The sequence below is a fragment of the Rheinheimera pacifica genome (genome assembly GCF_024809855.1).
Taxonomy (GTDB): domain Bacteria; phylum Pseudomonadota; class Gammaproteobacteria; order Enterobacterales; family Alteromonadaceae; genus Alishewanella; species Alishewanella pacifica_A.
This window is the reverse complement of sequence record NZ_JANUEM010000003.1, coordinates 428,131-440,565: the sequence shown is the minus strand read 5'-3', so window position 1 is coordinate 440,565 and position 12,435 is coordinate 428,131. Positions and strand designations below refer to the sequence as shown.

Sequence of the window (12,435 nt, the reverse complement as noted above, 5' to 3'; positions counted from 1 at the left end):
GTACAGCCCAAACTGACTACTTCAATAGCAATTAGCAGTGTAGAATGGCACCATAACGGTTAAGGCCAGTACAAATTAGCATTGTGATTCACAATCAGCTAACCATCAACCGGGCTGTTTTTGTACAGGAAAATGCGCTTTATAGCGCATTTTTTATTGCTACATTACCAATTACTGCTGCACACTTTTATATCCGTAAGCACCCGCTATAACTTACTCAGCTTTTACCAACAACAACTTACAGTACTTTCGTTGCTGCGATAGCAGGTTTATACTGGCTGGCACTGCATGCTGTTGTTTCGGTGAAAAACCGCTATGCTTCTTTACAACGTTAAGGGGAAAACCATGGAACACAGACGATTTAGCCGGGTGAGTTTTAAAGGTAACGCCCATCTGGATATTGGCAGCCATAGCCTGGCCACTGAAGTGCTGGATTTGTCATTGCAGGGTGCCCTGATTAAAAAACCTGCCGATTGGCCGCCATCGCTACCTAAACAGATGTTATTGCGTATACAGTTGAACGAGCTGCCAATAGAGTTAAGTATGAAAGTTAGTGTGGCGCATGCCTCTGATACGGTAGTGGGGTTGTACTGCGAGAAAATTGATATTGAAAGCGTATCGCACCTGCGCCGCTTGCTGGAGCTTAATCTGGGTGATGCGGAACTGCTAAGCCGCGAACTGTCGGAGCTAAGCGCTGGCTAATCAGGGCGCCAGCGCTTGTTGGGCATCGCTATAACCCAGCTCTGACGCCTGCTGCATATAATGCTGCCAACGCGGCCAGTTTTGTTGCTGCCGGGCCAGATAGGCAAAGTAATACTGCACCGGCATCAGCTGTTGCGGTTGTTTCAGGATTTGCTGTGCCAACTGAAAATACAGCGGCGGCATTGGCAGCTCAAAAGAGCGCATCAGGTTAGTTTCTGCTACCACCCGATAAGCCTGTAAAGGCGTGTGTTTGCAGCTATCTACTGCGGTTAAATTAATATCTTCTGCCCCAAGTTGCCATTGCTGCAAATAGGCTGCAGCATCTGCACCGGCAACCGGTGCCACAATAATATTCGGATAAAGTTTTCCGCTTTTACACAGCTGCTGTGCTGTGGCTTGCGGTAACTGATATTCGTCGATAAAACCGAGTATATGCATAAACTCATGGCGCAACAGCGCCAGGCTGGCGTTGTCGGGCAGTTGCAAAATACCGTTGTTATAACTGGCTTTACCCCGCCCGGCCACCACCACTAACTGGCTGAAAGCGCCATTGGCGACCAGCTCTTCCAATGCCTGATAATGGCACTGCAGCAGGCTGCTGCTGTCTTCCGAGCACTGCAGTAAGGTACTGTTGATGGTATGCAGGGGTAAAAAACACACGGCTAACTGCGATAACTGGGGATTACTCTGCCATTGCTGTAACAATTGTTGCCAGTTATCTACCCCGGCTTGCTGGCTGGCCACAGGCTGCAGAGTAAGCTGGCAGCCTTGCGGGTGCCGATAATCGGCTGAACTGATATCATTACCCTGCCATAGCCCCAGGTCTGCACGCTGGGCAGCGGAAACAGCGTTAGCTGCTATGGTGTTGCTATCAAACTGCTGTTGTAGCCACCGCGCTGTAGCAAGCCGCCCCTGCTGGCGTTGTTGTAACTGCAGTGCATGCTGTAAGGCCTGGTTATCGCCCAAAGTAGCGGCCTGACGCATCCAATGCAGTGCGGCGTCATACTCGGCATTAGCCAACCGCTGGCGGGCTATTGTCATGGCAGCACTGGGATCTGTCTGTGCCTGCTGCATCAGCGCAGCTTCGCCATCAGCTGCTGGCTGGCAGGCACTGAGTAATATAAATGCAAAAAAGCCAGCAAGCTGGCTTTTAATTCGCGTACTGATAAACCGCTCAGGGCTCATCAAAACCTTCACGGCTGGTGTTTTCACCACGTAACCGGGCCATTTCTAACCGGGCATAACGGTGTTCAACAAACTCAAATACATTGGTTGCCAGTACTTTTTTGTAATACTCCAGCGCCTGCTCTGGTTGCTGCTTGCTTTCATGCCACTTGGCCAGATAGAAATATACTTCACATAAGCGCTCTGCCAGTAACTGCGGGCCGGATAAATCCTGCATTACCGAGTCAAGCAAAGCATGTTCCGTCATCTCACCGGCTAAAAAATGCACAATATTGGTAGACCATTCGGCCTGATCCAGTATTTGGCCACGCTGCTGCAATTGCTGCTGCGCCTGCTCTGCTGATTGCTCACTTTGCGCCAGATATAACCAGATCACACGGTAAGCATCTGTTGGCTTTAACGCCAGAAAACGCTCAAAATCGCCTATGGCTAAATCTGTTTTACCAGCATAATACAGTGCTATACCACGGTTTAAATAAGCAAACTCGTGCTCAGGGGCCAGCTCCAGCGCAGAATCAAAAGCTTCATATGCTGAGTCAAAGTCACCGCTAACGGTATGATGAATACCAACAAAGTTGTACGCATCTGCCATATCGGGTTTTAATCGCAACGCTCTTAAAAAATCCAGCCGGGCCAGTGAACGCAGGCCAACACTGTCATACATTACACCGCGATCGTAATACAGCTGAGCAGACTGCTCTTCTGATAACTCGGCGCGATACAGAATTTCAGTTAACCGGGCGATAGCCAGTTCAGTACGGTAAGATACCGCCAGAGGCTCTGGCGTTAGCCAGCCTCCGGAGGTAGCCGGCTGAGTGGTTGCACAACCACCCAGCAATGTTACCAGCAGCGCCAGCGGCGCTGCCCGGCGTAACAGCCTATCAGGCATTTTCTTCAGCATTAGCAGACTCGGTAGCAGGCTTAGCGTTTGCTTCCTTGATACTCAGGCGCACACGACCTTGCTTGTCAACTTCAAGTACCTTAACAGCCACTTTCTGGCCAACTGTTAAGTGCTCAGATACATTATTTACGCGCTCATCAGAGATTTGTGAAATATGTACCAAACCATCTTTACCCGGCAGTACGTTAACAAAAGCACCGAAATCAACGATACGTACGACTTCGCCCTGATAAATAGCACCGACTTCAATTTCTGCCGTGATGGCATTGATCTTATCGATAGCAATTTGGGCTGCTTTTGCCGTAGTCGCCGCAATTTTGATGCTGCCGTCGTCTTCCAGCTCGATAGTAGTACCTGATTCTTCCGTGATCTGACGGATAACCGCACCACCTTTACCGATAACTTCGCGGATTTTCTCCGGATTAATCTTCATGGTGTAAATACGCGGTGCATACTCAGACATTTCTTCACGGTGACCGCTGATGGCCTGATCCATTACGTTCAGGATATGCAAACGGGCAGCTTTAGCCTGCTTAAGCGCAATTTGCATAATATCTTTGGTAATACCGTCGATCTTGATGTCCATTTGCAGTGCCGTAATACCTTCGGTAGTACCGGCTACTTTAAAGTCCATATCACCTAAGTGATCTTCATCACCTAAAATGTCTGACAGTACTACGAAATCGTCGCCTTCTTTTACCAGGCCCATCGCAATACCGGCAACAGAAGCTTTAATAGGTACACCTGCGTCCATCAGTGCCAGTGAAGAACCACACACTGATGCCATAGAGCTTGAGCCGTTAGATTCAGTGATTTCTGACACTACGCGCACAGTGTACGGGAAGTCATTGAAATCTGGCATTACTGCCTGTACACCGCGCTTGGCTAAACGGCCATGGCCGATTTCGCGACGCTTTGGTGAACCGATCATACCGGTTTCGCCTACTGAGTACGGAGGGAAGTTATAGTGCAACATAAAGGTATCAGTTTTTGCACTTAATAAATCATCTACTGTCTGAGCATCGCGCGCTGTACCCAGGGTTGCCGTTACCAGTGCCTGAGTTTCACCACGGGTAAATAACGCTGAACCGTGAGTACGTGGCAGTACGCCGGTCATTACGCTTAAGCCGCGGATCATTTCCGGGTCACGGCCATCGATACGCGGTTCACCTTTAGTGATACGGCCACGTACTACTTTAGATTCCAGATTGTGGAAAATTTCGCCAACTTCCAGTGTATCTAACTTTTCATCTTCAGCCAGCTCAGCCGTCAGTTTAGCCAGCAGCGCAGCTTTAATTTCACCGATACGCTCATAGCGTTTGGCTTTCTCGGTAATGCGGTACGCATCACCTAAATCGGCAGCGGCTAAGGCGTCAATTTTTTCAATCAGGGCAACATTTTTCTCTGGTGCCTGCCAGTTCCATACCGGTTTAGCCGCTTCAGCAGCAAAGCCGTTAATTGCGGCAATGGCGGTTTGCATTTGCTCATGGCCATACACTACTGCGCCTAACATTACATCTTCAGATAAAATGCCAGCTTCAGATTCAACCATTAATACTGCACCGGCAGTACCGGCTACCACTAAATCCAGTTTAGAGGTTTTCAGCTCGTCTTCAGACGGGTTCAGTACGTACTGGTTATTGATATAACCAACACGGGCAGCACCAATAGGGCCACTAAACGGAATACCTGAAATAGCCAGTGCCGCAGAGGTACCAATTAACGCTACGATATCCGGCTGAATTTCTGGCTGTACCGACACTACAGTTGCAACAACCTGAACTTCGTTAGTGAAGCCTTCCGGAAATAATGGCCGGATAGGACGGTCGATCAAACGGGCGATCAGCGTTTCGCCTTCTGAAGGACGGCCTTCACGTTTAAAAAAGCCGCCAGGAATACGGCCGGCAGCATACATTTTTTCCTGATAATTCACGGTTAACGGGAAGAAATCCTGGCCTGGCTTGGCTTCTTTCTTACCCACTACCGTTACTAAAACTGACGTATCACCCAGGCTGGCCAGTACTGCGGCATCTGCCTGACGGGCGATAACGCCGGTTTCCAGGGTGAAAGTATGTTGGCCGAACGGGAATGATTTTACGATGGGAGTCACGTGTTTGTTTCCTTTACTTAATCGCCTAATTGCGATGTCATTTTTGTCGTTTAATTCTTACTTAGTATACTCTGTAACCAAAGCATAAAGATAGTTCAGTCAATCGTTAACTTTGGTGAAAAATAGTCTGCACTCTGGCAAGCTGAATTAAAAAAAGGGGCTTAAAGCCCCTTTTTTACTAAAACCGATTAACGGCGTAAGCCTAAACGCTCAATCAGCGTTGCGTAACGGCTCTGGTCTTTACCTTTTAAGTAATCCAGTAACTTACGACGCTGGCTAACCATACGTAACAAACCACGGCGTGAGTGGAAGTCATGTTTGTGCTGGGCGAAGTGGCCTTGCAGGTGGTTAATAGACGCAGTTAACAGAGCTACCTGTACTTCCGGTGAACCTGTGTCGCCTTGCTTAACAGCATAGTCAGCAACGATTTTTGCTTTATCAGCAGCGCTTAAAGACATATTTAACTCCAAATGTGAGTGAACTATAGTCAGGGAATCGCCGATCACTCATCCAGCAGACCCCAAAAAAATCCGGCGTATAATAGCATTTTACGGCCTTTTTACAAGGCGTTTCTGTACTGCACCTACAGTAATGCCGCCGTATTAAGTAAACGCCGTGAGCTCAATACACCTTGCTGCACCTGGCCAATACCAAAGAACTTATCATCAGGCCCGTGCAATTTTACCGCCGCAATATCCCCGGTTGTCAGGTTACAGTTCTGGCCATGCTGCAACCGGTGCTGCTCCTGCTCTGTCAGTACCAACTTAGGCATATCTGTAATACCGGCATCCAGCGGCAGCAGCAGCGTATCCATACCGCTAAAATCGCCACTGCTGTGGCATTGCTCTGCCAGTGCATCAAGCTGTGACGGTGTAACCATTTGCGCAGCAGTAAAAGGCCCTACCTGCGTCCGGTGTAACCGGCCAACATGGGCACCGCAGCCCAGTGCTTCGCCCAAGTCATCAATCAGGGTACGGATATAAGTGCCTTTAGAACAGTGCACTATAAAATCAGCTGTGCTGCCGCTGAACTTCAGCAGCTCAAATCGGAAAATACTGATTGGCCGGGCTTCACGCGGTACGGTAATGCCCTGCCGGGCATAGCGGTATAACGGCTGGCCCTGATATTTAAGGGCCGAAAACATGGTAGGCACCTGCAAAATATCACCCCGAAATACCTCCAGCGCCTGCTCCAGTTCTGCCTGGCTAAACTGCACCGGTTTTTCGCTGATCACTTCGCCTTCAACATCACTGGTACTGGTACGGATCCCAAAGTTAGCTGTGACTAAATAGGTTTTGTCGGTATCGAGCAAAAACTGGCTAAACTTGGTTGCCTCACCAAAGCAGATTGGCAGTAAACCAGACGCCATAGGATCCAGCGCACCGGTGTGGCCAGCTTTTTGCGCCTGAAACAGCCAGCGCACGCGTTGCAAAATACCGTTGCTACTCACTTCCAGTGGCTTGTCTAACAGCAAAATGCCGTTTACGGCCCGGGCATTTTTCCGCGCCATTAGTTTGCCGGCTCGTCGCTGCTATCGCCAGAGCTGTCAGCAGCGTCAGCCACGTCGTCCAGTGCTTGGCCAGACTGCAGCCTGCGCCGGTCATCTTCTGCCCGTGCAGTGCTAACCAGCGTAGCCATGCGGATACCTTCGTTTAATGATTCATCAAAGGCAAAACGGATATGCGGCACAATGCGCGCCTGAATACGTTTACCAATTAAACTGCGGACAAAACCAGAGGCATCGTTGAGGATCTTAAGGTTATCTTCAACCTTATCATCGGCCAAGCCTAAAAAGGTAACAAACACTTTAGCGTGCGATAAATCGCGTGACACTTCTACGTCTGATACGGTGATCATGCTGTGCAGGCGCGGATCTTTAATTTCGCGTTGCAGGATCACAGCCATTTCTTTTTTCATTTGCTGCGACAATCTGTCGACGCGCGAGAATTCTTTACTCATAACATTATTTCCATTGTCTGTTGCAGACAAAACAGGGGCCAAAGGCCCCTGTTTTAGTGTTGCGTGCCTGTTACAGGGTGCGTTCAACCTGTATTACTTCAAATACTTCGATCTGATCGCCTTCGCGCACATCGTTGTAGTTCTTCACGCCGATACCACATTCAAAGCCGTTACGTACTTCGCTGACGTCATCTTTAAAGCGACGCAGCGATTCCAGTTCGCCTTCAAAGATAACCACGTTATCACGCAGTACCCGGATAGGTGCATTACGTTTAATAACACCCTCAGTAACCATACAACCGGCAACAGCGCCAAACTTAGGTGAACGGAATACATCCCGCACCTGCGCCAGGCCGATGATTTGCTGTTTGAACTCCGGAGCAAGCATGCCGGTCATTGCCGCGCGGACTTCGTCTAACAGCTCATAAATGATACCGTAGTAACGTAAATCCAGGCCTTCATCTTCTACCAGTTTACGCGCAGAACCGTCAGCACGCACGTTGAAGCCGATGATAATAGCTGAAGATGCTGCAGCCAGTGTCACGTCAGTTTCAGTGATACCACCTACACCTGAGCCAACAATTTTCACTTTTACTTCATCAGTTGATAATTTCATCAGTGATTCGGTAATCGCTTCTACTGAGCCCTGTACATCGGCTTTTAATACGATATTCAGCTCTGATACATCGCCTTCGGTCATGTTAGCGAACATATTTTCCAGCTTAGACTTCTGCTGACGCGCTAACTTAACATCACGGAATTTACCCTGACGATACAGTGCCACTTCACGTGCTTTACGCTCGTCTTTAACCACTGTCACTTCATCACCCGCTTGCGGCACACCGGATAAACCTAAGATTTCTACAGGAATTGACGGGCCGGCGGTTTTAATTTCCTTACCGTTTTCGTCGCGCATCGCACGGACACGGCCGTATTCAAAACCACACAGCACGATTTCACCCTGTTTCAGCGTACCTTCCTGTACCAGAATCGACGCTACCGGGCCACGGCCTTTGTCCAAGCGTGATTCAATAACCACACCGCGGGCTAAGCCCTGCTTCACTGCTTTTAATTCCAGCAGTTCAGATTGGTTCAGAATGGCTTCAAGTAAGTCATCAATACCCATGCCTGATTTTGCTGACACTGGTACAAACTGCGTATCACCGCCCCACTCTTCAGAAATAACATCGTACTGTGACAGCTCGTTACGTACCCGGTCCGGATCAGCTTCCGGCTTATCCATTTTGTTTACAGCAACCACAATTGGCACACCGGCAGCTTTAGCATGCTGGATAGCTTCTTTGGTTTGAGGCATTACGCCATCATCGGCTGCTACTACCAGAATAACAATATCGGTTGCCTTGGCACCACGGGCACGCATTGATGTAAACGCCGCGTGGCCTGGTGTATCAAGGAAAGTCACCATACCGCGGTCAGTTTCAACATGATAAGCACCGATATGCTGGGTAATACCACCGGCTTCACCGGCTGCTACCTTAGCTTTACGGATATAATCCAGTAACGAGGTTTTACCGTGGTCAACGTGGCCCATAACCGTTACTACCGGTGCACGAGGCTCCAGAGCACCTTCACCCTGGCGGTCAGACATTACGGCTTCTTCCAGCTCGTTTTCTTTGGTCAGGGTAAATTTGTGGCCCATTTCTTCACAGACAATGGCCGCAGTTTCCTGATCAATGACCTGGTTAATGGTTGCCATAGCCCCCATTTTCATCATCACTTTAATTACTTCAGACGCTTTAACCGCCATCTTGGCAGCTAATTCAGCCACAGTGATGGTTTCGCCAATTTTCACTTCACGCTCAACCGGTTGAGCAGGTTTGTTAAAACCGTGCTGCATACTGGTTGGGGTTTTCTTTTTCTTTGAATGACGGTTAGCACGGTTAAAAGCTTCTTTGTCATTGGCATCGTCTTTTTTCTTGCCTTTAACAACAGGGGCTTTTTTACCGGCGCCACGACGGCCAGCGCGTTCTTCTTTAGCGTCTACTTCGTCTTCTGCCTGTTTGGCAAATTCGTTGCTGGTCAGGTGGTAATCGTCGGTATCCGCTGGTTTGGATTTTTCTTCCTGTGCCCAGCGCTCGCCGTTTTCTTCTGCCAGCTTACGCGCAGCTTCTGCTTGCTTAGCGGCTTCTTCTTCCAGCTTACGCAATGCTTCAGCTTCCTGCTGCTGACGAATACGTTCAGCTTCTTTACGGGCTTCTTCTTTTGCTGCACGACGGGCCGCTTCTTCCGGATCGTCTTTTAACAGCTGAGCCTGCTTAGCATCTTCGCGGCGTTTAGCCTCTGTGGCTTTGCGCTCGGCTTCTTCTTTTGCTTTAGCTGCAGCAATTTCTTTAGCTTTACGGTCTGCTTCTGCATGTGCCTGTTCAGCTTCTGCGCGGGCTTTCTCTTCAGCTACACGAGCTTCTTCCTGCGCTTTTAATGTTGCTTCGTCAATCATTGGCTTTTTCACGTAAGTTTTTTGCTTACGCACTTCAACCTGAATTTCGCGGTTGCGGCCTGCGCCACCGGCTACGCTAAGCGTGGTTTTTTCTTTGCGTTTTAATGTTAAACGCGCAGGCTCTGCCGACTTACCGCCATGCTGAGCACTTAAATGTTCCAGCAGGGATTTTTTCTCATCTTCGCTGACTACCTGACCGGCTGCTTTACTGATACCGGCATCAGCGAATTGCTGCACTAACCGCTCAACAGTAGTACCGACATCACTGGCTAGCTTTTCTATAGTGACTTCTGCCATTTGTGTTGTTACCTCCGTTGACTACTTATTTTCTTCGCTAAACCAGACGATATTACGGGCTGCCATGATAAGGTCGGCGGCTTGTTGTTCCGACATTGGCGCTATTTCCAGTAAATCGTCTACACCCAGCTCTGCCAGGTCGTCTAACGTTGTTACCCCTTTACTGGCCAAAACATAGGCCGTATGGGTATCTAATTCTTTCAGCGCTAACAGCGCTTCTGTTGGTTGCGCATCTTCCAATGATTCTTCACTGGCCAGAGCACGGGTGGTTAATACTGCTTTGGCGCGGCTACGCAGTTCTTCCACTGTCGCTTCGTCCAGACCATCGATGCTTAACAACTCGCTGATGGGTACATAAGCAATTTCTTCCAGGGTAGAAAAACCTTCATCTACCAGCACATCGGCAAAGTCTTCATCAATTTCCAGGGCGTCAACAAATACCTGGCGAACCTTAGCGGTTTCTTCCTGGTGTTTTTGCTTCATGGCGCTCACTGACATTACGTTCAGCTCCCAGCCGGTAAGCTGGCTGGCTAAACGTACGTTTTGTCCGTTACGGCCAATGGCCATAGCCAGATTAGCGTCTTCTACCGCGATATCCATTGAATGCGTGTCTTCATCAACGATGATAGACGCCACTTCAGCCGGAGCCATGGCATTGATCACAAACTGCGCATCGTTATCGTCATACAGTACGATATCAACCCGCTCGCCAGCCAACTCGTTCGATACGGCCTGCACACGTGAACCACGCATACCGACACAAGCACCAACCGGGTCAATACGGCGGTCATTGCTTTTCACGGCGATCTTGGCACGCGCTCCCGGATCCCGGGCCGCGCCACGCAGTTCAATCATCTCTTCGCCGATTTCAGGCACTTCAATACGGAATAATTCCAGTAGCATTTCCGGGCGTGACCGGCTTAAAAACAGCTGAGCACCACGCGCTTCCGGTTTTACTTCAAATAACAATGCGCGGATACGATCGCCTGGGCGGTAGGTTTCGCGCGGTAGCATTTCGTCACGGCCTAACATCGCCTCGGCGTTGTTGCCTAAATCAACAATAATGCTGTCACGGTTTACTTTCTTCACCACGCCGGTAACTAATTCACCCACCTGGTCAATATAGGCTTCTACTACCTGCGAACGCTCAGCTTCACGTACTTTTTGTACAATTACCTGTTTGGCCATCTGGGTAGTGATACGGTCAAACTCGATAGAGTCAATTTGCTCTTCGTAGTAATCGCCAATCTGTACCGAAGGGTCGTCATACTGCGCTGCAGATAATGTCATTTCACGGTACGGATGCTCCTGTACCTGGTCATCCGGAATAACCTGCCAGCGACGGAATGTTTCGTAAGCACCGGTTTTACGGTCAATACTCACGCGAACTTCAATATCGCCTTCATTCTTTTTCTTGGTGGCCGCTGCCAGTGCAAACTCCAGTGCCTGGAAGATTTTCTCCCGTGGCACCGATTTTTCGTTTGAAACTGCATCAACAACTAATAATATTTCTTTTGCCATTGTTTGTTGCCTCGCTTTGCCCCGATACCTTAAAACACCGGTACCACGTTTGCTTTATCTACGTTATCCATCAGCAAACGATAGGGTTTGCCATCTACTTCCACTATCAACATATCGTCTTCAATAGCTGTTAGCATGCCTTTAAACTTACGCCGGCCATCCTGAGGAATAGCCAGTTTTACTTCAATTTTTTGCCCTACCACTGCCAGAAAATGTGCAGGTGTAAACAATGGCCGATCCAAACCTGGTGACGATACCTCAAGCAGATACTCATTGGTTATTGGATCTTCCACATCTAAAATGGCACTGACTTCACGGCTAACCAGCGCGCAATCGTCAACATTTACACCATCAGCGTGATCAATATACAGCCGTAAAGTTGAATGACGACCAGCCTGCACCAATTCCAGCCCCAACAACTCAAAGCCTGCGGCTTCAACGGTTGGCAGCAATAACTCTGTCAGTGTCTGTTCTTGCTTAGTCAACGAGACCTCCGGAAATTCTGCTGTGGCAGGTTACTTAGCCAGTAACAACGGCAACAACAGTAAATAAAAAAAGGGCGTTTAGCCCATTACTGCGTAAAACTGAGTCTGCAGATACGAAAACGCCCCGAACTAGCGGGGCGAATGGGCATCCAATCAATTAACATATCGCCAATGTTAACTGAAAATCTAATCACTTCATCACTGCAGCGTTTTAATAATTTCTACAATGAATAAGAAGTTGGTTGCGGGAGCCGGATTTGAACCGACGACCTTCGGGTTATGAGCCCGACGAGCTACCAGGCTGCTCCATCCCGCGTCCGTAATTGGCGCTTATTATATAGCGCTGACTGGTTTATCGCAAGCATTGCCTTGGCAAACTACCGATAAATTTGGTGCCGAGAGCGGGACTTGAACCCGCACGTCCGAAGACACTACCCCCTCAAGATAGCGTGTCTACCAATTTCACCACCTCGGCTAAATTAAGAGGATTAGTTACCTACAGGAATATCGCTGGTGTCATCTTTTTTCGGCGCGGCCTGCTCAGTAACCGGCACTGATAAATCATCCCAGGCGTCTACTTTTTTGCTGCCAGCACTGTAGTTACCCAGCACAATACTTAACACAAAAAAGATAGTGGCCAGCACCGTAGTGGTTTTGGTAAGAAAATTACCGGTACCTGACGAGCCAAACACAGTTGCAGAAGCGCCGGCGCCGAAAGCAGCACCCATATCAGCACCTTTACCATGCTGAATTAACACCAAACCGATTAAAGCTATGGCAACTAACAAATAAACTACTATTAAAACTTCGTACATGC

General features: G+C 48.9%; 11 protein-coding genes and 2 tRNA genes. 1 reads left to right on the top strand and 12 read right to left on the bottom strand.

What is annotated here, in order from left to right:
- Positions 1–345 precede the first annotated feature (345 nt).
- On the top strand, positions 346–702 hold the full coding sequence (locus M2404_RS07155) for a PilZ domain-containing protein (RefSeq protein WP_259239042.1): 357 nt from the start codon (positions 346–348) through the stop codon (positions 700–702).
- Here M2404_RS07155 and M2404_RS07150 read toward each other — a convergent pair whose 3' ends face one another.
- The 12 genes from M2404_RS07150 to secG all read right to left on the bottom strand — a co-directional run bounded on the left by M2404_RS07150 (position 703) and on the right by secG (position 12,433).
- Positions 703–1,887, bottom strand: a complete 1,185-nt coding sequence (locus M2404_RS07150) for a hypothetical protein (protein WP_259239041.1) — start codon at positions 1,885–1,887, stop codon at positions 703–705.
- Positions 1,877–2,776 carry a lipoprotein NlpI gene (nlpI, locus tag M2404_RS07145; protein ID WP_259239040.1) on the bottom strand — a complete coding sequence of 300 codons (900 nt, stop codon included), beginning with the start codon at positions 2,774–2,776 and terminating at the stop codon, positions 1,877–1,879. Before nlpI ends, M2404_RS07150 begins: the two co-directional genes overlap by 11 nt.
- A complete protein-coding gene (gene pnp, locus M2404_RS07140) occupies positions 2,769–4,898 on the bottom strand; it encodes a polyribonucleotide nucleotidyltransferase (RefSeq protein ID WP_259239039.1) in 2,130 nt (709 codons plus the stop codon). Before pnp ends, nlpI begins: the two co-directional genes overlap by 8 nt.
- Positions 4,899–5,086: 188 nt before the next feature.
- On the bottom strand, positions 5,087–5,356 hold the full coding sequence (gene rpsO, locus M2404_RS07135; RefSeq protein ID WP_092794585.1) for a 30S ribosomal protein S15: 270 nt from the start codon (positions 5,354–5,356) through the stop codon (positions 5,087–5,089).
- A 125-nt stretch (positions 5,357–5,481) separates the two neighbouring features.
- Positions 5,482–6,408 carry a tRNA pseudouridine(55) synthase TruB gene (gene truB, locus M2404_RS07130; protein ID WP_259239038.1) on the bottom strand — a complete coding sequence of 309 codons (927 nt, stop codon included), beginning with the start codon at positions 6,406–6,408 and terminating at the stop codon, positions 5,482–5,484.
- A complete protein-coding gene (gene rbfA / locus M2404_RS07125) occupies positions 6,408–6,857 on the bottom strand; it encodes a 30S ribosome-binding factor RbfA (RefSeq protein ID WP_259239037.1) in 450 nt (149 codons plus the stop codon). The genes truB and rbfA overlap by 1 nt, the downstream gene beginning before the upstream one ends.
- 70 nt (positions 6,858–6,927) lie before the next feature.
- Positions 6,928–9,612 (bottom strand): translation initiation factor IF-2, encoded by a 2,685-nt coding sequence (infB, locus tag M2404_RS07120; protein WP_259239036.1) that lies wholly within the window; start codon positions 9,610–9,612, stop codon positions 6,928–6,930.
- Positions 9,613–9,633: 21 nt separating this feature from the next.
- A complete protein-coding gene (nusA, locus tag M2404_RS07115; RefSeq protein WP_259239035.1) occupies positions 9,634–11,133 on the bottom strand; it encodes a transcription termination factor NusA in 1,500 nt (499 codons plus the stop codon).
- Positions 11,134–11,162: 29 nt separating this feature from the next.
- Positions 11,163–11,618, bottom strand: coding sequence for a ribosome maturation factor RimP (rimP, locus tag M2404_RS07110; RefSeq protein WP_259239034.1), 456 nt, complete (start codon positions 11,616–11,618; stop codon positions 11,163–11,165).
- Between the two features lie 239 nt (positions 11,619–11,857).
- A tRNA-Met gene (locus tag M2404_RS07105) sits at positions 11,858–11,934 on the bottom strand.
- A 74-nt stretch (positions 11,935–12,008) separates the two neighbouring features.
- Positions 12,009–12,093, bottom strand: a tRNA-Leu gene (locus M2404_RS07100).
- Between the two features lie 13 nt (positions 12,094–12,106).
- The gene (secG, locus tag M2404_RS07095; RefSeq protein WP_215395715.1) at positions 12,107–12,433 is read right to left on the bottom strand and encodes a preprotein translocase subunit SecG; all 327 of its coding nucleotides are present in this window, start codon (positions 12,431–12,433) and stop codon (positions 12,107–12,109) included.
- Positions 12,434–12,435: the final 2 nt, after the last annotated feature.